Origin of the sequence: Micromonospora sp. WMMD967 (assembly GCF_029626165.1) — a bacterium.
Lineage (GTDB): Bacteria > Actinomycetota > Actinomycetes > Mycobacteriales > Micromonosporaceae > Micromonospora > Micromonospora taraxaci.
The window spans coordinates 1,702,149-1,724,558 of sequence record NZ_JARUBK010000001.1; the positions used below are offsets into that span (position 1 = coordinate 1,702,149).

At 70.2% G+C, this 22,410-nt stretch carries 19 protein-coding genes; 14 read left to right on the forward strand and 5 right to left on the reverse strand.

Annotated features, from left to right (window positions below):
* Nucleotides 1-18: 18 nt before the first annotated feature.
* The gene (locus O7631_RS08055) at nt 19-579 is read right to left on the reverse strand and encodes a GNAT family N-acetyltransferase (protein ID WP_278143699.1); all 561 of its coding nucleotides are present in this window, start codon (nt 577-579) and stop codon (nt 19-21) included.
* Nucleotides 580-662: 83 nt separating this feature from the next.
* On the opposite strand from O7631_RS08055, the gene O7631_RS08060 reads away from it, so the two are divergent.
* From O7631_RS08060 to O7631_RS08095, 8 genes are all read left to right on the forward strand, one after another.
* Nucleotides 663-1,373, forward strand: coding sequence for a siderophore-interacting protein (locus O7631_RS08060; protein ID WP_278143700.1), 711 nt, complete (start codon nt 663-665; stop codon nt 1,371-1,373).
* Nucleotides 1,370-2,626 carry an MFS transporter gene (locus O7631_RS08065; protein WP_278143701.1) on the forward strand — a complete coding sequence of 419 codons (1,257 nt, stop codon included), beginning with the start codon at nt 1,370-1,372 and terminating at the stop codon, nt 2,624-2,626. The genes O7631_RS08060 and O7631_RS08065 overlap by 4 nt, the downstream gene beginning before the upstream one ends.
* A gap of 28 nt (nt 2,627-2,654) precedes the next feature.
* Nucleotides 2,655-3,824, forward strand: a complete 1,170-nt coding sequence (locus O7631_RS08070; RefSeq protein WP_278143702.1) for a siderophore biosynthesis protein — start codon at nt 2,655-2,657, stop codon at nt 3,822-3,824.
* Nucleotides 3,821-5,449 (forward strand): IucA/IucC family siderophore biosynthesis protein, encoded by a 1,629-nt coding sequence (locus O7631_RS08075; RefSeq protein WP_278143703.1) that lies wholly within the window; start codon nt 3,821-3,823, stop codon nt 5,447-5,449. The genes O7631_RS08070 and O7631_RS08075 overlap by 4 nt, the downstream gene beginning before the upstream one ends.
* On the forward strand, nt 5,446-7,044 hold the full coding sequence (locus O7631_RS08080) for an IucA/IucC family protein (protein ID WP_278143704.1): 1,599 nt from the start codon (nt 5,446-5,448) through the stop codon (nt 7,042-7,044). Before O7631_RS08075 ends, O7631_RS08080 begins: the two co-directional genes overlap by 4 nt.
* Complete coding sequence (locus tag O7631_RS08085) at nt 7,041-8,186, forward strand: alanine racemase (protein ID WP_278143705.1); 1,146 nt, start codon at nt 7,041-7,043, stop codon at nt 8,184-8,186. Before O7631_RS08080 ends, O7631_RS08085 begins: the two co-directional genes overlap by 4 nt.
* Before the next feature lie 338 nt (nt 8,187-8,524).
* Nucleotides 8,525-9,814 (forward strand): cellulose binding domain-containing protein, encoded by a 1,290-nt coding sequence (locus tag O7631_RS08090; protein ID WP_278143706.1) that lies wholly within the window; start codon nt 8,525-8,527, stop codon nt 9,812-9,814.
* Between the two features lie 208 nt (nt 9,815-10,022).
* On the forward strand, nt 10,023-11,366 hold the full coding sequence (locus tag O7631_RS08095) for a glycoside hydrolase family 6 protein (RefSeq protein ID WP_278143707.1): 1,344 nt from the start codon (nt 10,023-10,025) through the stop codon (nt 11,364-11,366).
* Between the two features lie 151 nt (nt 11,367-11,517).
* On the opposite strand, the gene O7631_RS08100 is transcribed toward O7631_RS08095, so the two are convergent.
* From O7631_RS08100 to O7631_RS08110, 3 genes are all read right to left on the reverse strand, one after another.
* Complete coding sequence (locus O7631_RS08100) at nt 11,518-12,336, reverse strand: M23 family metallopeptidase (RefSeq protein WP_278143708.1); 819 nt, start codon at nt 12,334-12,336, stop codon at nt 11,518-11,520.
* Between the two features lie 87 nt (nt 12,337-12,423).
* Complete coding sequence (locus O7631_RS08105; protein WP_278143709.1) at nt 12,424-13,164, reverse strand: response regulator transcription factor; 741 nt, start codon at nt 13,162-13,164, stop codon at nt 12,424-12,426.
* 349 nt (nt 13,165-13,513) lie between these two features.
* Nucleotides 13,514-14,362, reverse strand: a complete 849-nt coding sequence (locus O7631_RS08110; RefSeq protein WP_278143710.1) for a TetR/AcrR family transcriptional regulator — start codon at nt 14,360-14,362, stop codon at nt 13,514-13,516.
* A 159-nt stretch (nt 14,363-14,521) separates the two neighbouring features.
* Here O7631_RS08110 and O7631_RS08115 point away from each other — a divergent pair, with 159 nt between their 5' ends.
* Both O7631_RS08115 and O7631_RS08120 read left to right on the forward strand, forming a co-directional pair.
* Entirely contained in the window at nt 14,522-14,821 is a 300-nt protein-coding gene (locus tag O7631_RS08115) for a hypothetical protein (protein WP_278143711.1), read from the forward strand.
* Nucleotides 14,822-14,855: 34 nt separating this feature from the next.
* Complete coding sequence (locus tag O7631_RS08120; protein WP_278143712.1) at nt 14,856-15,473, forward strand: NAD(P)H-dependent oxidoreductase; 618 nt, start codon at nt 14,856-14,858, stop codon at nt 15,471-15,473.
* 251 nt (nt 15,474-15,724) lie between these two features.
* Here the strand turns inward: O7631_RS08120 and O7631_RS08125 are convergent, their stop codons facing one another.
* Nucleotides 15,725-17,116, reverse strand: coding sequence for a multicopper oxidase family protein (locus O7631_RS08125; RefSeq protein ID WP_278143713.1), 1,392 nt, complete (start codon nt 17,114-17,116; stop codon nt 15,725-15,727).
* A 594-nt stretch (nt 17,117-17,710) separates the two neighbouring features.
* Between O7631_RS08125 and O7631_RS08130 the strand changes: the two genes are divergently transcribed.
* The 4 genes from O7631_RS08130 to O7631_RS08145 all read left to right on the forward strand — a co-directional run bounded on the left by O7631_RS08130 (nt 17,711) and on the right by O7631_RS08145 (nt 22,407).
* Nucleotides 17,711-19,465, forward strand: coding sequence for a biotin carboxylase N-terminal domain-containing protein (locus O7631_RS08130; protein WP_278143714.1), 1,755 nt, complete (start codon nt 17,711-17,713; stop codon nt 19,463-19,465).
* Between the two features lie 64 nt (nt 19,466-19,529).
* The gene (locus tag O7631_RS08135) at nt 19,530-19,859 is read left to right on the forward strand and encodes a TcmI family type II polyketide cyclase (RefSeq protein WP_278143715.1); all 330 of its coding nucleotides are present in this window, start codon (nt 19,530-19,532) and stop codon (nt 19,857-19,859) included.
* Nucleotides 19,856-21,127 carry a beta-ketoacyl-[acyl-carrier-protein] synthase family protein gene (locus O7631_RS08140; protein WP_278143716.1) on the forward strand — a complete coding sequence of 424 codons (1,272 nt, stop codon included), beginning with the start codon at nt 19,856-19,858 and terminating at the stop codon, nt 21,125-21,127. Before O7631_RS08135 ends, O7631_RS08140 begins: the two co-directional genes overlap by 4 nt.
* A gap of 20 nt (nt 21,128-21,147) precedes the next feature.
* Nucleotides 21,148-22,407: a ketosynthase chain-length factor gene (locus O7631_RS08145; protein ID WP_278147877.1), complete on the forward strand. Its 1,260-nt coding sequence runs from the start codon at nt 21,148-21,150 to the stop codon at nt 22,405-22,407.
* Nucleotides 22,408-22,410 lie beyond the last annotated feature (3 nt).

The following is a 22,410-nucleotide window of genomic DNA, read 5'->3' on the forward strand; positions in this document are numbered from 1 at the left end:
GCCCGCCGCTGAGGGTGCTCAGGCCGGTGCGGGGTGGTCCGCCTCGAACCGGTCGCGCGTCAGGAACGCGAGCTGGGCCCGCTTGTCAGGCATGTCGATCTCCGAGTCGAAGGTGAACCCCTCGATCTCCAGTCGGCGTAGCGCGAGGTGGTTGCGGACGTCCGGCTCGACCACGATCCGCTGGGCGGACGGGTCACGGAACAGGAAGCGGGCGAGGGCCGGGCCGACGACGTTGGTGAGGCCGCGGGCCAGGCGTCGGTCCGGGCTGAGCAGCAGGTGCATGCCCACGTCGCCGGGCTGGACGCGGTAGCGCTCGCCGACCGGGTCCGCCTCGGGCTGGTAGGTCTGGAAGAGGCCGACCGGCTCCGCATCGACCATGATCAGGTACGCGTGGTGCGTCGGCAGGCTGTCCACGAAGGCGTAGATATCGCGCACCTCGTCCACTGTGTGTGACCCCATGCCCCAGAACGAGTTACGGGGAAGGGTCACCCAGCCGTGCAGGAGTGCGGCGTGGCGGTCGGGGTCCACGGTCACCAATGACAGCTCGCCGAGACCGGCGACTTTCTCCAGGTACGTCATCGCGGGCGCTGTCCTCTGTTCCTTCCAGGACGCAACTTAGGTTAACCTCCCCTAACCAAGGATGACCTTACCTGGAGGGGTGCGTGAAACGGAACTGGGAGGCCCTGGTCCTCAAGGCCATGGGCGGCCGGGACTTTCGGTTGACCGTGCTGGGCACCGAGTCGATCGACGGTCACTACCAGCGACTGCTGCTCGACGGCGGCGGCCTGCTGGAGGCGTGCGGGGTGCACCCGACCATGTGGATCCGGCTGTGGTTCGACAACGACGGTCGGGCGCACCAGCGGGCGTACACACTCGTCGACCCCGACCCGGTCACCGGCCGCTTCACACTCGAATTCGCCATCCACGACGGCTGCGCCGCCCGCTGGGCCACCACCGCCCAGATCGGCGACACCATCACCGCGACGGTCCAGGGCAGCGCGTTCGAGCTGCCCGACCCGGCGCCCGAGCACCTCTACCTCGTCGGCGACGCGGCGTCCCTGCCCGCCGTGAACAGCCTGCTCGACGCCGGTGCCGACATCCCGGCGACGGTCTGGCTGGAGTACGCCCACGACGGCGAGAAGGCTCTCGCGCCGCGCGCCCGAGCGCACCACGACGTCACCTGGGTCCCTCGGCGTGACGGGGGCCAACACCTCGTCGACACGGTCTGCGCGGCACTGCCGACCGGCGGCGAGGGGCACTACTGGGTGGCCTGCGAGGCCGCGACGACCCGTGGCATCACCCGGCACATCCGGCGGACGTTGGGAGTCGACAAGGACCGGGTGACCTCCCTCGGCTACTGGAAAGCGGCATGAAGGGCCGGCTCGGCACGCTGACCGCGCTGTACGTCACGCAGTACCTCGGGGTCGGCTTCATCACCGTCGGTCTGACCGCCATCCTGCGCGACGGCGGCACCTCGCTGGACACCCTGGCCCTGCTGCAGATCGTCGGCCTGATCTGGCCCGTCAAGTTCCTGTGGGCGCCGATCCTGGACCGCTACGGATCGCGGCACCGGGGTCACTACCGGTCCTGGCTGCTCGTGCTCCAGAGCGCCCTGGTGCTCGCTCTGCTGGCGCTGCTGCCGTTCTCCGACCCGGCCGACGCGCTCGGCCCGATCGTCGCGATCTGCGCCGCGTACGTCTTCTTCTCCGCCACGCAGGACATCGCCGTGGACGCCGTCGCGGTCCGGATGCTCGCCGAGTCGAGCCGGGGGACCGGTAACGGGATCCAGGTCGCCGCGAGCTACCTCGGCAACCTGCTCGGCGGCGGAGCCTGCGTCCTGGTCTACGACCAGTTCGGCTGGGTGCCGGCGATCGGCCTGCTGGCCGCGATGACGGCGGTCGGCCTGCTGGTGGTCTGGCGGTTCCGGGAGCCACCCCGCACCGATCGGGTGGCCGGGATCGGCACCGCCTACCGGGCGCTGCTGTCGGTGTTCGGCCAGCCGGGCTGCCGGTGGTGGACGTTCGGGGTGGTGCCGCTCGTCTACGTCGGGGCGGGGATGGCGTACGCACTGGTCACGCCCGCCCTGGTCGACGCCGGATGGTCGCTGGGCCGGATCGGCGTCGTCACCGGGGTGGTGATCAGCGCGCCGGCCATCGTCGCGGGTCTGGTCGCCGGTCTGGGCATCGGACGGTTCGGGCGCGGCGGCGTCCTCGTGGTCGGCGGCGCGGCCCTCACGGTGTCGACGCTGCTCCTGCTGCCGCTGATGAACGGTCGCGCTCCGTTGGGCGCGACGGTCGCCGCGCTCTGCTGTTTCATGGTGGCCTACACGATCGCCAACGTGGTGCTCTACACGGTCAACATGGACTACTCGCGCCCGGACACCGGCGGCACCGACTTCACCGTCCTGTCGTCGTTCGGTCTGGTGTGCTCGTTCGTGGCCGCGTCCATCGGCCTCGCGGCCGCCGACCGGGTCGGCTACCCGGCGGTGGCGGTCGCCGCCATCGTGCTGGTGGTCGCCGGGGTCGTCCTCGGTCTGGCCCACCAGCGGCGGTTTCCGCCCGTTCCCGGTGCCGCCCCCGAGTCGGCGGAGCAGCCGACGGCGGACGGTGTGAAGGCCGTGGCGTGACCACCGTCGGCGGTCGACGGAGGCGTCGTTGCGGCTGTACCTGACCGCGCTCAACCCCACCGACGCCGTGGTGGAGGGGCTCCTCCCGGCGGCGTCGGCGCTCGGGCTCCCGGCCACCGTGCTGACCGACCGGCCCGCCGAGTGGCCGGCGGACGTGCCGGTGGCGCTCTGCGCGGTCCGTGACCCGGCTGCGGTGGTCGCGGCGACCGCACCGAGCCGACCGGTGGCGTTACTGTCCAATAGCGACCACCTCCAGGAGGCCACCGCGATCGCCGCCCGCCAGCTCGGCCTGCCCGGCAAGGACCCCGACGCCGCCCGTCTGTGCAAGGACAAGGCCGCGGCCCGCCGGGCGATCGCGGCTGCCGGGCTTGACCTGGTACGCACCGTCACCATCGATCCCGGTGCCGTGCCGGAGGTGCCGGCCGGGATGTTCCCGGCTGTGGTCAAGCCCCGCGCGGGGGTGGCCAGCGAGGACGCGTACCTGGTCGTCGACAGTGCCGAGCTGGTCGCCCGGGTCACCGAGATCCGTGGCCGGAGCCCGGAGGTGGCCCTGATCGTCGAGGAGTACCTCGCCGGCGAGTTGCGGACCTTCGAGACCCTCGGCGACGGCAACGAGCTGGCCTCTCTGGGCGGTTGGCGTACCGGCCTCGGGCCGCCGCCGACCTTCACCGAGGAGAGCCTTTCCTGGTCGCCCCCGGCGGAGCGGGAGAGCGCCCGGTTGCGGGCGTGCCTCGACGCGCTGGGGGCGGGATTCGGCGCCTGCCACACCGAGTACGTCGTCTCCGACGGCCAGGTCCGGCTGATCGAGGTGAACTACCGGCTCATCGGCGACCGGATGGACCTGATCCTCGCCGAGCTGCTCGACGTGCCGTTGTTCGAGCACGTCATCCGTTTGCACCTCGGCGAGCCGTTGGCCGCGCTCGACCTGCCCGCCACCGTCGACAGGTACGCCCAGGTCGAGTACGTCTGCGCGGACCGTCCCGGCCGCCTGGTCACCGCACCGGGGCGGGTGGAGGCCGTGGACGGTGACGTCCGGCTGGCCTGCCATCCGCTGCGCGAGGTGGGCCGCGTCGCCGACCACACCGGGACGAACCGTGACTACCTCGCCGTACTGCACGCCGTCGGCGGTGACGAGGGCACCGTGCGGCGGTCGCTGGCAGCCTTCCGCAGAGACCTCCACTGGACCATCGTCGCGTGACCGACGACTGCGAGCGGGAGCTCTTCGCCCGGGTGCTCGATGCCCTGCTGCGCGAGGACCACCTCGGCCTGCTGAGCACCGGCGGCCCGGACGGCCCCGGCTGGTGGCAGGTGCCGCATCCTGCCGGAGTGCTGCGCGTTCCGGTGCGGGCGGACGGGTTCCAGCAGGCCCTCCGCAGTGCCGCGCCGTTGGTGCTGCTGCTCGACAGTGACGGCCACACCCAGCGCACGGATACGCTGGAAGGGCTGTTGACGCTGCTCGCCCCGAGCGACAGTCCCGACGCCGAGGCCGGCTGGCGGGACTTCGGCGTCGAGTGTCGCGCCGACCTGCGGGCCCGGCGGCTCGCCGCCCGCAACCGGCCACGGGCGCTCGCCCAGGTGGCCGCCGACCGTGCGGTCACCCCGACCGGTCTGCCGGCGGCGCTCCTGGACGACGTGCTCGCCGCCCACCACGGTCACCCGGTCTACCCCACCGACCGGTGCCGGCACGGCCTCGACGACGACGAACTACTCCGGTACGCCCCGGAACACGCCCCACGTCTCACGCTGCGGTGGCACGCCGCCCCCGCCGAGGACGTCCGGCTCAGCGGCGAACTCCCGTCCTGGTGGCCGCCCGCGCAGAGCCCGGACCGGGTCCTGATCCCGGTGCATCCGATCACGGCGACACGTGACGCGCTACCGGTGACGGACCTGCCGACGATCACCGTACGACCCACCCTCTCCATGCGGACCGTCGCGCTCGACCGCGACCCGTACCTGCATCTCAAGCTGTCGTTGCCGACCGCGAGCCTCGGCGCCCGCAACCGACGCACGCTGCGCCCTGGCTCACTCGCGGACGGCGCGGCCGTCGCCGCGCTGCTCGACCGGATCGCCGACGCCGAACCCACCTTCGCCGGGCGGATCCGGCACGCCGACGAGGGCACCTGGGCGCACGTCGACGGGGACGAGCGGCGCAGCTTCCTCCTGCGCCGATTCCCGCGCGACCTGGCGGACGTGCACGTGGTGCCGGTCGCGGCCCTCGCCGCGACCGACCCGGTCGCGGGAACTGTCCTCCAACGAATCCGCCCCGAGCAGCCGCTGACGCTGCTGGAGTCCTACCTGGACCTGCTGCTCGACTGGCACGTCCACCTCTGGCTCCGGCACGGGATCGCCCTGGAGGCGCACCCGCAGAACATCCACCTGCTGGTGCACCCCGACGGCACCGTCGGGCTGCTCTACAAGGACAACGACGGGGCCCGACTCGACGCGCGGCACGGCGGCCCGGGCGGGCTCGTCCTCGACGACGACCGGATGTGGGCGCGCGACCCGCAGGAGCTGGCCGACGTCTTCGTCACCATCACCCTGCACCTGGCCGCCGCCGCGCCCCTGGTCGCGCTGGCCGCCCGAGGGCTGCCCGTGCCGTCGCCCGCCGAGGCGCTGGCACCCCGGCTCGCCGCCGCCCGCGACCGGTGGGGTGACGGGCCCGCGGCGCGAACCTTCACCGAGCGGGTCCTGCGGGCCGCCCACCTGCCCGTCAAGGCGATGCTCACCGCCGGCACCCTGCTGCCCAAGCAGCGGCTCGGCTGCGCCGACATCAACAAGTACTACCTGCGTACCGGCCCGAACTACCTCCGGGAGACACGATGACGGGCGCCCAGCTGCGCTCCCGGCCGGCCACCGACACCGGCCGGATCGCCGACCTGGCCGCCGCGCACGCCGTCTTCGGCTGCCTGATCCGCGAGCTGGCCCCGCCGGACAGCACACCCACTCTGGTCGACGGTGCCGCACACCTTCTGCTCCCGCACCTCGACGTCACTGTGCGCTGCGAGGTCGCGCGGCACTCGCCTCTCGGGGCGCACCGCTACGTCGGCCCGGTGCAGCGGACGACCGACAGCGGCCGGTGGGCGGACCTCGACGCCGACGGGTTGGCGCGCCTGGTCGCGGCCGAGCTCACGACCCGTACCGCCCTGGTCAACGACGAGTTCGTGGAGCAGGTCCAGGCCAGCCGGGACACCGTCGCCCGGCTGCTCGCGGACCGACCGGCGGAGAACCCGGAACCCACCGGTGAGCCCGCCATCGACGCGTACGTCGACTCCGAACAGTCGCTGGTCTTCGGCCACCCGCACCACCCCACCCCGAAGTGGCGCAGCGGCGAACCCGACCGCTGGCGGGCGTACGCGCCGGAGCTGCGGACGTCGTTCCGGCTGCACTGGCTCGCCGTACCCGACGATCTTGTCGTCGGGGCCGGACCGTTCGACGCGCTCGTGGCCGCCCTCGATCCGCCGCGAACCCCGGCCGGGCACCGCGCCCTGCCGGTGCATCCGTGGCAGCTGTCCCTGCTCCCGCCGACGCACCCGCGTCTGCGCGACCTGGGCGAGGCCGGTACGCCGGTGCGACCGACGGCGAGTGTCCGCACTCTCTACGCCCCGACGGCCGACCTGTTCGTCAAGACCAGCCTGCACGTGCGGATCACCAACTGCCTGCGCAAGAACGCCCGCTACGAACTCACCGGGGCGGTGGCGTTGACCGACCTGCTGGCAGGGGTGCCGATGCCGGCTGGCGTCGGGCTGCTCACCGAACCCGCCTACCGCACCGTCGACGTTCCCGGCCCGGACGAGGCGTACGGGACGATCCTGCGCACCGGCCTACGCCCGCACCTGCGTCCCGGGGACACCCCGATGCTGGCGGCGGCGTTGGCCGCCGCGCCGCTGGTGACACCGGACCCGGTGGAATGGTGGCGCGCGTACCTCGGGTTGCTGGTGCCGGCGGTGCTGGGGTGCTGGCTCCGCCACGGCGTCGTGCACGAGGCGCACCTGCAGAACGTGGTAGTCGTGCTCGACCGCGACCACCGCCCGGTCCGCATGCTGTTGCGTGACCTGGAGGGGGTGAAGCTCGACGCCGACCGGCTGGTCGGCTGGCCCGACGGTGTCCCACAGCAGGTCCGTTACGGATCTCGGGACGCCCGTCGCCGGATCGTCTACTGCCTGTTCGTGAACCACCTCGGTGGCATCTGCGGTGCACTGGCCGACGCGCGGCCCGGGATCGAACGGCGGCTGTGGCAGGAGCTACGGACCGTCGTCGAAGCGGTGGCGACCGACCTCGACGATCCACCCGAGCTGCGCGCGCTGCTGAACGGGGAGCCGTTGCTCGCCAAGGCGAACCTCCTGGTCCGGTGGCGGCGTGACGCGGACCGAGCCGCGCCCTTCGTGCCGGTGCCGAATCCGATGGGCGGGCCACGATGACGCGACCCGTCTACGTTCACGACCTGGACGCGCTGGCCACCCAGGCCCGCGCCATCCGGGCGGCGCTGCCTCGGGAGGTGGAACTGCTCTACGCGGTCAAGGCCAACCCGGATCCCGGTGTGCTGCGTACCCTCGCCCCGGTCGTCGACGGGTTCGAGGCCGCGAGCCGAGGCGAGCTTCGGAGGCTGGCCGAGCTGCTGCCGGGCCGGGCCCCCGCCGCGTACGCCGGGCCGGGCAAGACCGACGCGGACCTCGCCGCCGCACTCGCCGCCGACGTGCGCCGCATCCACGTCGAGTCACCCGCCGAGCTTCGGCGGCTCGGCGCGCTGGCCGCCGCCTCGGGCACCTCGGCCCAGGTGCTGCTGCGGGTGAACCTGCCGGTCGCCGCGCCGGGCGCGAGCCTGGTCATGGGCGGGGGACCCAGCCCGTTCGGCATGGACCCGGCCGACGCGATCGAGTGCGCCCGCCGCCCGCCGGCCGGCATCCACGTACGCGGAATCCACGCCCACCTGGCCAGCGGCCTGGACGCCTCCCTCGCCGGCACGGTCGCCGCCGCCGTCGTCAGATGGGCCGTCACCGAGGTCGGCGCCACCGAGGTCGACGTCGGCGGGGGCATGGCCGTCGACTACGCCGACCCGGCAGCCCGATTCGACTGGGTCGGCTACGGCCGGGCACTGGCGGACATCCTCGACACCTACCCGGACGCGCGGCTGCGCATCGAGCCAGGCCGGTCGGTCACCGCCTACTGCGGGGCCTACCTCACCGAGGTCGTCGACGTGAAGCGCTCCTACGGCGAATGGTTCGTGGTGGTGGCCGGTGGGACCCACCACCTGCGCACCCCGGCGGCGAAGGGCCACGCGCAGCCGTTCAGCGTGCACCGACGACACGACGTCGACGGCCCGCGTACCGACGGCGGGCCGGTCACCGTCGTCGGGCAGCTCTGCACCCCGAAGGACGTGCTGTCCTTCTCGGCCACCGCCGGGCCGATCGGCGTGGGCGACGTGCTGGCCTTCGCCATGGCCGGCGCGTACGCCTGGAACATCAGCCACCGCGACTTCCTGCTGCACGAGCCTCCGCTGTTCCGGACGGGCGACCCGCAGAAGGTGGCCGCGGAATGGGTGACCAGACCGCGCTGCTCATGACGTCGTAACCCTTTTCACGGGCCCGATCCGTCCCGCCTGTTATCGATAACATGCTATCTTTCACCCGGGAGTGAAGGGCACGCTCCCGGTCACCTCAACAGCCGGCGAAGACAGGCCGAGGGCACGTCTCTCCCGCCACCTCTCCGGTCGGTGACCAGTCCGGGCCCCGTCGACGTCACGCGACCGCGGTTGATCGCCGGACGATTCCGCCCGGTCGCACGCCCAGCTCCGAAGCCTCACCACGGGCGACCCTCCGACGCCGACGGATGGCGGACGCACACACGCTGCGCCGCTGCCGAGTCACGAGCACCAGACGCCCACCGGCAAGGAGCCAAGCAATGCTCAAACGTAGGCACCTCTTCCCATCCATCGCGGCCGCGGCGCTTCTCCTCGCGGCCACCACCGGCGGAGTGCTCAGCGGTGGCCTCGGCGGGGCCGCGGTGGCCTCGACGTACGGCACCCTTGCGGCGACCGCCGGCTGCGGCAAGGCCCCCACGCTGACCAGCGGCACGCGCACGATCCAGAGCAGCGGGCAGAGTCGTACCTACAACCTGCGGATCCCGGACGGGTACGACAGGAACCGCCCCTACCGACTGATCTTCGGCTTCCACTGGTTGAACGGCTCGGCGAACAACGTCACGTCGGCCGGCTACTACGGGTTGCAACCGCTGTCGAACAACAGCGCGATCTTCGTCGCTCCGCAGGGTCTCAACGCCGGCTGGGCCAACACCAACGGTCGGGACCTGACCCTCTTCGACGACATCCGTCAGCAGGTCGAGAACGACCTCTGCGTCGACACCACCCAGCGCTTCGCCCTGGGCTGGAGCTACGGCGGGGCCATGAGCTACGCGGTGGCCTGTGCCCGGCCCACGATCATCCGCGCGGTCACCGTCATCTCCGGTGCCAACCTCAGCGGCTGCAACGGCGGGACACAGCCCGTCGCCTACTTCGGCATCCACGGCATCTACGACAGCGTGCTGAACATCTCGCAGGGTCGGCAACTGCGCGACACGTTCGTGCGGAACAACGGCTGCACCGCGCAGAGCCCTCGCGAGCCGAGCCGGGGCAGCCTCACGCACATCACCACCGCCTACTCCGGCTGCCGAGCCGGGTATCCGGTGCAGTGGGCCGCGTTCGACGGCGACCACACGCCCAGCCCGGTCGACGGGTCGGGCAGCCCCAACGACTCCCGGACGTGGACCTCGGGCGAGATCTGGAGGTTCTTCAGCCAGTTCGAGTCGACCACCCCGCCGACGACGCCGCCGCCCACCGACCCGCCGCCGACCACTCCGCCGCCGACGACTCCGCCGCCCACCGGTGAGCCGGGCACCTGCACCGCCACCTACCGGGCGCTGAACACCTGGCCCGGCGGCTTCCAGGCCGAGGTGACGGTGGCCAACAACTCCACGGCGGCCCTGAACGGCTGGACCGTGGGCCTGACCCTGGCCAGCGGACAGGCCATCAGCAGCCTGTGGAGCGGTGTCAACACGGGCACCACCGGCAGCGTCACCGTCCGGAACGCCCCCTACAACGGCGCAGTGGGTCCGAACGCGTCAACCACCTTCGGATTCACCGCCACCGGCAACGGCGCCACCGCGCCCAGCAACGTCACCTGCACCAGTTCCTGAGCGAGGGCACGAAGGAGGGCCCGGAGCCGCGTGGCTCCGGGCCCCACAGGTGCGGAAACGACGAGGGTACGCGAGCCGCGACCCGTGACGCGGCGTCTGTCGCATCGGCAGGTCTGCACACCTTGGCAGCGGCCCGCGCCTCCGCTACCGTCCATGGGAACGCTCCCACAAACTTAGATACGTCAATGTGATCAGGAGGAAACACGTCGTGGCTATCCTCTCCCCGCTTCGCAGCAGATCGGCGGCCATCAGTGTGGCGGCCATCGCGGGCACCGTGGCCGCAGGCGTCTGCTTCGCCGTCAGCGGCGCGTCCGCCGGCACGGTGTCCGGATCGCTCTACCGCGATCCGAGTTCGGCAGTCGTCCGCTGGGTCGCCGCCAACCCCGGCGACTCGCGTACCGCAGTCATCCGCGACAAGATCGCGAGCCAGCCGCAGGCCCGTTGGTTCGCCAACTTCAACCCGTCCACGGTGCAGGCCGAGGTCTCCGAGCACATCGGCGCCGCCAACGCGGCACAGCAGATCCCGGTGCTGGCGGTGTACGAGATCACCAACCGGGACTGCGGCGGAGCCAGCGCGGGTGGCGCGCCGGACCTCAACCAGTACCAGACGTGGGTGTCCAACTTCGCCAGAGGACTGGGCAACCAGACCGTCCTGATCATCCTGGAGACCGACTCGCTCGCCCTGCTGACGTGCCTGAACAGCAGCGAACTCGCCGCGCGCAACCAGGCGATCTCGACGGCCACCCGGACCATCAAGTCGGCGAACCCCAACGCCAAGGTGTACCTCGACGCCGGCCACTCCACCTGGAACAGCGCGGGTGAGACGGCCAACCGGCTCCGGGCGGCCGGCGTGCAGTACGCCGACGGCTTCTTCAGCAACGTGTCGAACTACAACTCCACCTCCAGTGAGGCGAACTTCGGCCGGGCGGTCATCTCCTCCCTCAACGGCATGGGCATCTCGGGCAAGCGCCAGGTCATCGACACCAGCCGTAACGGGGGTGCCAGCGGTGACTGGTGCGGCGACGACAACACCGACCGACGCATCGGGCAGTACCCGACGACGAACACCGGCGACGCCAACATCGACGCGTACCTGTGGGTGAAGCCACCGGGGGAGGCGGACGGCTGCCGCTACACGGCCGGTTCGTTCCAGCCCGACCTGGCCTTCAGTCTGGCCAACGGCGCGCCCAACCCGCCAACGACCACGCCGCCTTCCACGACCCCGCCGCCCACCACCACCCCGCCGACGCCGCCGGCCGGTGACGGCTGCTACGCGAACGTGGCGATCAACCAGTGGGCCGGCGGGTTCACCGCGAGCGTGACGGTCACCGCCGGGCAGTCGGACATCAGCGGCTGGACCGTGACCATCGTGCTGCCCAGCGGCGCCGCGGTCACCGGCACCTGGAACGCCCAGGCCAGTGGCACCAGCGGAACCGTCCAGTTCCGCAACGTGAGCTACAACGGACGTGTCCTCGGCCGGCAGTCGACCAACTTCGGCTTCCAGGGCACCGGCACCGGCCCGGGTGCGCAGGCCACCTGCGTGACTGCCTGACCCCAACCGGTGTGGCGGGTCCGGCGCGGAGGACGGTTCTCCGCGCCGGGCCCGCTGCCGTATCCAACCGCCTCGGGGGCCATGCACGAGGCCGTCGATGCGTCCGCTTCGGATCCGGGACCGGACCTGTGCGACCGCGGGGGCGAACAGGTCAGCCGATGCCGTCGACCGCTGCCCGGAGTGCGTTGATCGACGGGTCCCAGCTGAAGTTCAGGACGGGGATGCCGGAAGCGGCGGCGTTGCTGTCGCCACCGAGGACCACTGCCCGCGGCTTGCTGGTGCCCTGAGGGACCACCAGGTACCAGTTGCCCCTCACGTTCGCGATGAACACGTCGTCTACCTCCTGGTCGGGCGGGTTCGGGTTGGTGACGTCTCCGACGTAGGTCTCGAAATCCACTGTCGCGCCGAAGTTCGTCGGACTGCCGGTGCTCAACCACAGGCTCGTGTGCACGTGTGGCCCGACACCGGAGTTGCTGCCGTGCGCGGAGGCGCCGGAGTACGCGATCGTCTGGCCCCGCGACACACGTTGACCGGTCGAGACGGTGATCGAGGACAGGTGCAGATGGCGGGTGTAGTTGCCGTCGTCGTGAGCCATCCCCACGACACGTCCGGTCGCGGTGGAGGTGTCGGTCTTCACGTACCGGACCGTGCCGTTGGCCGCAGCCTGGACAGGAGTGCCGATCCCGACCGCATAGTCGGTGCCCGGCTCACCCGACGGAGGCGTCCGGTTCCGGTGATCTTGCCACGAGCTGGAGATCCGGACGTTTCCGCACGGTCGCAGGTAGCTGCCGGCAGCCTGGGCGGAGCCGGGCAGCAGACCGAAGGCGGCCGACACCCCGGACGCCGCCAACGCGGCGCTCGTGAGGAAGCCCCGCCTGGATAGCCCTCGCAGGTACGCGATGCCACCGAGGTCCTCGGGCCGCAGACCGCCGTGGCTGACGTTTCGGGGAGGCTCCTCGTTGAGGATCATCGATGAAACCTAAGGCCACTTCCCATGAAGGGCAAGAGTTTCAGGACGGCGGCACCATCCCGAATGGTGACAGCAGATCCCCATCGGTCAGGGGTGCCCGAAGCGGAAACCGACACCACGCACCGTCACGATCCAGTCCTTGCTGCCGAGCTTGCTCCGCAAGCTGCTCACGTGCGTGTCCACCGTGCGCCGCGACCACGAATTGCCCCACACCTGCTGCATGATCCGCTGCCGAGCCATCACCTTGTCCGGGTTCGAGGCAAGCAGGCAGAGTAGATCGAACTCCTTGCGCGTAACGTCGAGGTCGCGGCCGCCGAGGTTGACCTTGCGCAGTGCGACGTCGATCCGCAGCGGACCGTGCGAGATCACTTGCGCTGCGCGAGGTCGGCCCAGCGCCCGGCGCATCACCGCCTCCATCCGGGCCGTCAGCTCCCGGAACGCGTACGGTTTGGCGACGTAGTCGTCCGCGCCGGCGTGCAGGGCCAGGACTCGGTCAAGCACGGCGCCACCGGACGTCACGGCGATCACCGGGACATCGCCGCAGGCCCGGATCGCGCGGCACACCTCCAGACCGTCGAGGTCGGGCAGCTCCATCTCCAGCAGGATGAGATCGAACTTCTCGCAGATCCGGATCGCCACACCGCCGCTCTGAGTGCACTCCACCTGAAGGCCGTGCCGCCGCAGCCGGCTCGCGAGCTGCTCCATCTCACGGCTGTCGCTCTCCACCAGCAGGACGTTCCACGATGCCGCCAGCGCCCCGGGCCCCCCCGTCAGCACCGCCGCAGGCGAACCGCCATGCTCCATTGTGGCCGTCATATGCTGGTCCATGGCATCCCCCGAAACCTAGATCAACTATAGTCAATGCCGCAAAGTGGCGTCAAAGTTACAAACCCTCGCACCACAGTGTCAAAGAAATTCTGTGTTACGCGAACTGTGGGACCTCCCCTGCGGATGGTACGTCTCAGGGGCTACCGGGAAACTGCTTGAGTGTTTCAGTTGGCAGCAATGATTATCTATGTAAGATCTTCGATAGTGGGCATTGCCGCCAGGGTTGGTGTGTGTGATTAAAGTCGCGTCACCCGGCTTATGGGCTCGCTGACCAGGCGATTCGCTGAGTCGAACGTCAAGCCCGAACATGTCAACGGGCCGGGGCCATCAGGATCTAATCCTCTGGATGTTACCGCTGGGTTTCCTGCCCGATGCGGTCGAATTCACGACTTCCTGCTGTTGTGAGGTGATCAGTCCTCGGGATGGTCATCCTGTGGCCGAATGTCTTCCAAGTTTCCTTGGCTGCCTTTCCGTTTGGTCGCCGTGCCCGTTCATCTCCCTGCACGCCGGCGTCCTCGCTGACCGGCTGAACCGGCGCCGCCACGGTGGTGGAGGACTGTTGGGTCACCGTGGCAGGGGTCGGACCGACGGCTAGCGCACGGTGCGATGCCGACGAGTGTTCCGGCAGAGGGCGGCACAGGGCGTGCTCGGCGGTGTCGACCAGGTTGGCGGTGACGGCGTCGACGGACAGGTTCCGGCCGGTGAACAACAGGTCGAAGCTGACGAAGCTGGTGAGGAGCCACAACACGTCTGCCGCATATCCGACGGTGGCGCCGTCGCGCAGCGCGTGCTGCTCGTGCAGGCGTCGAGCGAGGTCGTTCATGCCCTCGGCGCGGCCCTGTTCCAGGCGTTGGACCGCCCCGCCGACTGCGTCGGCGTCGAGCTCGGCCATGGAGAACAGAGTGCGTAGGGCGTCGCGGTGGGCCGCGTACATGTGCACGTTGCCGCGGATGCCGTCGCGCAGGCCCTGCCGGGCGTCGGGCTGCAGGACGGCATGGACCATGTCGGTGAAGCCGCCGCGATGGAGTAGGTCCATGCCGAGCGCGCCGAACAGACCCGCACGGGACCCGAAAACCGTGTAGATCGTCGAGCGGGCCACCTCGGCAAGCTTGGCGACCTTGTCCAGGCTGACCGGTTCGGACGGCGCCTCGACGAGCTGCTGGTAGACCGCGTCGAGGATGCGGCGCTTGGTGTCCACGGCGGCCCGGGCGCGTAGTCGCTGCTCGTACTTCCGCGTCGGGGGCATGAACCCGACCCTAGCATTCGTTTGACATACCGTCTTATGGAAGACATGCTGTCTTACGAAATGCAGGTTGTCCGATGAAAGTGGCTCTCAAGCACATCGAAGGAGCTGGGCGTGCGGGTGCTGATCCGTTACACGGTCAAACCGGAGCACATACAGCGCAGCATCGAGTTGCTGCGCATCGCCTACGCGGACCTGGAAAGCACCAGGCCGACCGGGCTGCGCTACGAGACTTTCCAGCTGGAAGGCACCGGCCAGTTCCTGGCCGTCATCGAGTCCGACCAGGGCCCGGGTGAGGCCGCACACCACCGGCTCGCCTCCTTCCAGCGTTACCGGGCCGAGCTCAACCACATCTGTGTCGAGGGGCCGACGGTCGCCAACCTGGAGACCGTCGCCGCCTACCCGCCCCGCTGACCGCACCCACGACTGCAGCAAGGAGACACCTTCCGTGATCCGCATCGCCGTCATCGTCGGCAGCACCCGTCCCGGCCGCCGGGGCGAGTCGGTGGCCAACTGGGTCGCCGACACCGCCGCAGCACTTCCCGCCGTCGTTGACGGCCAAGCCGCCGTCGAGCTTGTCGACCTGGCGGCCTTCGACCTGCCGATGCTCGACGAGCCGGTCCCGGCCGCGTTCGCCAGCTACGCCCATGACCACACCCGCCGTTGGGCGGACACCGTTGCGGGATTCGACGGTTTCGTGTTCGTCACCCCGGAGTACAACCATTCCTTCCCCGCGGCGCTGAAGAACGCGATCGACTTCCTCTACGCCGAGTGGCACCACAAGGCCGCCGGGTTCGTCGGCTACGGCATCCACGGCGGCACCCGCGCCGTCGAGCATCTGCGCCACGTCATGGCCGAGGTGAAGATCGCCGACGTGCGCACCCAGGTGGCCCTGTCGATGTTCGTCGACTTCACTTTCACCAACCCGGCCGATCCCACTGACCCGGGAACCTGCACGCCCGGCCCACAGAACGTCGCCGCCCTGGGCACCATGCTCGACGAGATCGTCGCGTGGTCGGCGGCGCTCAAGCCGTTGCGTGCCCCCGCGGAGGCGCTGTCCGTCTGAGCCGACGCGCGGTCGGGCGGTGGCGAGACAACGCGCCCGCTGCCCGACCGAGCGGGTCAGCCGGCAGTGGTACGGGTCAAGCCCGTCAGTTCCTGGTTCGGCCGGCCTGTCAGCCGGCGGCCGTCCAGCGGCGCGGTCCATGAACAGGCCGCCCGAGGCCGGTGCCCGGGCGACCGCTGTTGCGGTGGCCCGGACACCGGTGGCGACCTGTGAGAATCGACCTGCTTGAAGGCGCTCGGTGACCGACAGGCTCAGGGCACGATTTCCATCTGGGCCATCATGCCGATGCTGGAGTGCTCGAGGAAGTGGCAGTGGTAGGGGTAGCGGCCCAGGTACCTGGCGAAGGTCGCCTGTAGCCGCACCGAGGATCCGGGCGGCACCAGCACCGTGTCCTTTAGCCCGACATCGTCCGCGGTCATCGGCGCGCCGCTGCGGCTCAGCACTCGGAAGTGCGTCATGTGCAGGTGAAAGGTATGAAGGATGCTGGGCTCCGTGTCGTCGTTGTAGACAGTCCAGATCTCGGTGGTGCCCCGCTTGATGGTGAAGTCGACTCGGTCGGCGTCGAACTGCTTGCCGTTGACCAGGGCGAGGGGCGGGATTCCGTTGCTGAAATCGAATGAGAGGCGCACGTCGCGCTTCACGGTGGCAGCGGGCAGCGCGGGCAGATCACGCAACTTCTTGGGCAGCTCCCTGGTGTCCGTGGCCGTGAAGTTCACGTCGAAGCGCATGATCGGGCCCTTGACGGCGTCGCTGAGTACCACCGAGGAGCCCTTCGGAAGTCCGGTGAAGTCGACGACCACGTCGACCCGCTCACCAGAGCCGAAGGCGATCTCGGGGCGGGCCACGGGTGCCGGCAGCAGCCCTCCGTCGGTGCCGATCTGCCACATCGTCGCCTTGTCGAGGGTCAGCTTGTAGGTGCCCTCGTTCGTCGCGTTGATCAGCCGGAACCGATATTTGCGGGTGGCCACCGGCAGGAACGGCGTTGCCTTGCCGTTCACCAGCACGATATTGCGCTCGATCGCTTTCGGGGGCTCGTAGATGAGCGCGCCGGTGGAGTCGATCTTCACGTCGCTGAGCATGATCGGAATGTCGTACGCGCCGGTCGGCAGCCGGAGGCTTGCCTCGGCCGGGTCGTCGACGATGTAGATGCCGTGCAGCCCGCGGTAGGTGTGCTCGGACTCGTCGTTGTGCACGTGGTCGTGGTACCAGAGCGTGGCCCCGCGCTGGCTGTTCGGGTAGTCGTAGGTCCGCGAATCCCCCGGCATGATCATGTCCATCGGATGCCCGTCGTTGACCGCCTCCACGTGGCCACCGTGCAGGTGCACGTTGGTGTGCACGTCCAGAGTGTTGCGGAAGGTCACCTTCACCGGACGGCCGGTGCGGCCCCGGATCACCGGGCCGACCCAGCCGCCGCCGAAGGTGAGTGCGTCGGTCATCAGGCCCGGCACCAGCTCGAGCTGAGCCGGCTGCACGTTGATCTCGTACTCGTCGTAGTAGGGACCGCGTCGGATCGGCACCGCCACCGGCGGCATCGGCATCGGGGTCTGGAACGGCGTGGCGCTCGGCGCCTCCGCGCCCGCGACAGCGCCCCCCGGCTGCCGCGCAGGCGAATCGGCCAGGGCCACTGCCTGCCGGCCGAGCAATACGCCACCAACAACTGCTCCCCCGGCAATAAACACAGAGCGTCTCTTCACGTAACTACCCCCCGGTTTAGGTCGTGAACGGGAAGACTGTATAGACCGTGGTCCTGCTGTGTCAATGACTTTCGTCGCTGCCCACGGCATTCTCCCGATGTTCACCGAGGCGACCATTGTCGAGGCGGTGAGATTGCTGATTTCGCCGATCCCGCTCGGACCCGACGACTGTCTGGTTTCGGGTCTTCGGCGAGATTCGTCGCCTGCGGCGGGGAGGTGCTCGTGCACTACCGGATCTGGCGTTGCCATCCCATCGTACCTGGTCAGAGCTTGTTTCTCTTGCTCGTGTCGTCGGTCCGTGCGTGCCGCTCGACACCCGACCGCGAACGAGGCAGCGGCCATGCCCTCCATCGGTGAGCTGCACTTTTGGCATTCCCCTGACGTTTCTCTGGGTATTCCGTGTGATTCCTGCCTGGAATTGTGGAAGCTGACTCGATGTTGCATCCGAGATTCTTGCAATGGCGGTGAGCGCCGTCCACGATGGTTCACGGAGGTGGAGGGACGAACCTTCGAGATTCCTAGCGAATCAGGAGACCGCCAGTCGTGCGTAAGGTACTCATCGCCAATCGAGGCGAAATCGCGGTGCGCGTAGCGCGTGCTTGTCGGGACGCCGGAATCATCAGCGTGGCCGTGTACGCCGAGCCGGACCGGGACACCCCGCACGTACGGGTTGCCGACGAGGCGTACGCGCTCGGCGGGGACACCCCGGCCACGAGCTACCTGGCCATCGAAAAGGTGCTGGGCGCCGCCCGGGAGTCCGGCGCGGACGCGGTCCACCCGGGGTACGGCTTCCTCTCCGAGAACGCTGACTTCGCCCAGGCGGTGCTGGACGCCGGCCTGATCTGGATCGGCCCCCCACCGCAGGCGATCCGGGACCTCGGTGACAAGGTGGCCGCCCGCCGCATCGCCCGGCGGGCCGGTGCACCGTTGATAGCCGGTACCCCGGATCCGGTGGCGAACGCGGACGAGGTGGTCGCGTTCGCCCGCGAGCATGGTCTGCCGGTCGCGATCAAGGCCGCGTTCGGCGGCGGCGGCCGTGGCCTCAAGGTCGCGCACACCATCGAGGAGATCCCGGACCGGTACGAGTCCGCGGTGCGGGAGGCGGTCGCCGCGTTCGGCCACGGTGAATGCTTCGTCGAGCGGTACCTGGACAGGCCCCGGCACGTGGAGACCCAGTGCCTGGCGGACGCGTACGGCAGCGTGGTGGTCGTCTCCACCCGGGACTGCTCGTTGCAACGCCGGCACCAGAAGCTGGTGGAAGAGGCCCCGGCGCCGTTCCTGACCGAGGCGCAGCGGGCCGAGCTCTACCGGGCGTCGAAGGACATCCTCCGGGAAGCCGGCTATGTCGGGGCCGGCACCTGTGAGTTCCTCATCGGCAGGGACGGCACCATCTCGTTCCTGGAGGTCAACACCCGGCTGCAGGTCGAGCACCCGGTCACCGAGGAGATCACCGGCATCGACCTGGTCGGCGAGATGTTCCGGATCGCCGACGGCGAGCCGCTCGGCTACGACGACCCGCCGGCGCGAGGGCACTCCATCGAGTTCCGGATCAACGGCGAGGACCCCGGGCGCGACTTCCTGCCGGCGCCGGGCACGGTCAGCGTCTTCGCCCCACCGACCGGACCGGGCGTCCGGCTCGACTCCGGGGTCGAGCCGGGCAGTGTGATCGGGCCGGCCTGGGACTCACTGCTGGCCAAGCTGATCGTCACCGGGGCCACCCGGGAGCAGGCGCTACGGCGGGCCCGTCGAGCACTGGCCGAGTTCCAGGTCGAAGGGCTCGCCACCGCGCTGCCGTTCCATCGGGCGGTGGTCACCGACCCGGCGTTCACCGGCTCGCCGTTCACGGTGCACACCCGGTGGATCGAGACCGACTTCCGCAACGTGGTCGACGCCTATGCCGGGCCCGGTGTCGACGCGGAGGCCGCGGAGGACGTCCGGGAGACCGTGGTGGTCGAGGTCGGCGGCCGGCGGTTGGAGGTATCCCTTCCGCACTCCCTGGGCGGCGCGTCCTCGGCGCGCAAGGCGGTGCGCGGCGGGCGTCCCCAGCGTCGGCCGGGCCGGGCCGGGGGCGGCGGTGTCACCGGCGACACGCTGGTCTCGCCGATGCAGGGAACGATCGTCAAAGTCGCGGCCGAGGACGGGCAGAAGGTCCGGGAAGGCGATCTGATCGTCGTTCTGGAGGCGATGAAGATGGAGCAACCGCTCCACGCGCACAAGACCGGAACGGTCAAGGGCCTGGTCACGACGGTGGGTGTCGCGGTCCGTTCCGGCGCGGTCGTCTGCGAGATCAAGGACTGACATCTCCGTGCGCCTCAGGCCATGTCGGATCCATCAAGTCGGCTTCATGAGAAGGAAGAGACGCATGCACAGCACTCTGATCGTGGCGCGCATGGAGCCCTCGGCGGGCGCCGACGTCGCCCAGCTGTTCCGTAGCTTCGACGAGACCGAGATGCCGCACCTGATGGGCACCCGTCGCCGCCAGCTCTTCGCCTACCGCGGGCTGTACTTCCACCTGCAGGACTTCGATTCGGACGACGGCGGAGAGCGGATCGAGGGCGCCAAGACCGATCCCCGGTTCGTCGCGATCAGCGCGGACCTCAAGCCGTTCATCGAAGCGTACGACCCGGCGACCTGGCGCTCCCCGGCGGACGCCATGGCCACCCGGTTCTACTCCTGGGAGGCCTCCTCGTGACCGGCCGGCGTGTGGTCATCACGGGTGTCGAGGTGCTCGCCCCCGGCGGTCTCGGCCGCAAGCACTTCTGGGACCTGCTCAGCGAAGGGCGGACGGCGACGCGCGGCATCACCTTCTTCGACCCGGCGCCGTTCCGGTCCCGGGTCGCCGCCGAGATCGACTTCTCGCCCGAGGAGCACGGCCTGAGCCCGCAGGAGATCCGCCGGATGGATCGCGCCGCGCAGTTCGCCGTGGTGGCGGCCCGCAGCGCGGTCGCCGACAGCGGCATCGTGCTGGACTCCTACGACCCGTACCGGATCGGCGTCACGGTGGGTAGCGCGGTCGGCGCCACGATGGGCCTGGACGAGGAGTACCGGGTGGTCAGCGACGGCGGCCGACTGCACCTGGTGGACCACCGGTACGCGGTCCCGCACCTCTACAACTACTTGGTCCCCAGCTCGTTCTCGGCGGAGGTCGCCTGGGCGGTCGGCGCGCAGGGACCCAACACTGTCGTCTCCACCGGCTGCACCTCCGGCATCGACTCGGTGGGGTACGCGGCCGAGCTGATCCGCGAGGGCTCCGCCGACGTCATGGTGGCCGGCTCGTCGGATGCGCCGATCTCGCCGATCACGATGGCCTGCTTCGACGCGATCAAGGCGACCACCCCAAGGTACGACGAGCCGGAGCGGGCCTCCAGGCCGTTCGACGGCACCCGCAACGGATTCGTGCTCGGCGAGGGCGCGGCTGTCTTCGTCCTGGAGGAGTTGGAGTCCGCCCGCCGACGCGGGGCCCACCTGTACGCCGAGGTCGCCGGCTACGCGACCCGCAGCAACGCCTATCACATGACCGGGTTGCGACCGGACGGCGCGGAGATGGCGGAGGCGATCCGCGTCGCACTGGACGAGGCGCGGATCAATCCTGACGAGATCGACTACGTCAACGCGCACGGCTCGGGCACCAAGCAGAACGACCGGCACGAGACGGCGGCGGTCAAGCGGAGTCTCGGTGAGCACGCGTACCGGACCCCGATGAGCTCGATCAAGTCAATGGTCGGGCACTCGCTCGGTGCGATCGGTTCGATCGAGATCGCCGCCTGCGCGCTCGCCATGGAGCACAGCGTCGTGCCGCCCACCGCGAACCTGCACACCCCCGACCCGGAGTGTGACCTGGACTACGTACCGATCACCGCCCGAGACCAGATGGTCGACACGGTGCTGACGGTCGGCAGCGGCTTCGGCGGCTTCCAGAGCGCGATGGTGCTCGCACGACCGGAGAGGACGCTGGCGTGACCGATCTCGCGAGCGAACCGATCGGCTCGGTCCGCGCCCCGGCGCGTCCGTCTTCACGCTCCACGGTCGTGGTGACCGGCCTGGGCGTGGTCGCCCCGACCGGCCTCGGTACCGCCGAGCACTGGGCGGCCACCCGCGCGGGCCGCGCCGCGATCGGTCCGGTGACCCGATTCGACGCCACGGGCTATCCCGCCCGCCTCGCCGGCGAAGTGCCCGGCTTCACCGCCAAGGATCATCTGCCGAGCCGGCTGCTGCCGCAGACCGACCACATGACCCGCCTCGCACTGGTGGCCACTGACTGGGCGCTCGCGGACGCCGGGGTACGCCCGGGCGACCTGCCGGAATTCGACATGGGTGTGATCACCGCGAGTTCGTCCGGCGGGTTCGAGTTCGGCCAGGGGGAGTTGCAGGCCCTCTGGAGCAAGGGCAGCCAGTACGTCAGCGCGTACCAGTCGTTCGCCTGGTTCTACGCCGTCAACAGCGGGCAGATCTCGATCCGTAACAACATTAAGGGCCCGAGCGGCGTCGTGGTCAGCGACCAGGCGGGTGGCCTGGATGCGGTGGCCCAGGCTCGGCGTCAGATCCGCAAGGGCACCAGCCTGGTCGTCACCGGCGCGGTGGACGCCTCGATCTGCCCCTGGGGTTGGGTCGCCCAGCTTGCCGGGGGGCGGCTCAGCGGCAGCGACGACCGGGACCGTGCCTACCTGCCGTTCGACAGTGACGCGGCAGGCCACGTTCCGGGCGAGGGTGGCGCGATCCTGATCCTGGAGGACGCCGAGGCGGCCCGCCGGCGCGGTGCGCGCAGCTACGGCGAGATCCGCGGATACGGCGCCACCTTCGACCCGGCACCCGGCAGCGGCCAGGAACCGGCCCTCCGCAGGGCGATCGAGATCGCGCTGGCCGACGCCGGTCTCGCCCCGGCCGATGTGGACGTGGTGTTCGCCGACGCCGCGGCCCTTGCCGACCTGGACCGGGCCGAGGCGGACGCGATCACCGCGGTCTTCGGCCCGCGTGGCGTGCCGGTCACCGCGCCGAAGACGATGACCGGCCGGCTGTACTCCGGTGCGGCCCCGCTGGACCTGGCCACCGCGCTTCTCGGAATGGCCGAAGGGTTGATCCCGCCGACCGTGAACGTGCGCCCGGCGGCCGACTACGCCGACCTGGACCTGGTCACCGAGGCGCGAACCGGCGCCTGTGACACCGCACTGGTGCTGGCCCGGGGCCAGGGCGGCTTCAACTCCGCGATGGTGCTGACCCGCACCAGCGACCACGCTCACTGACCG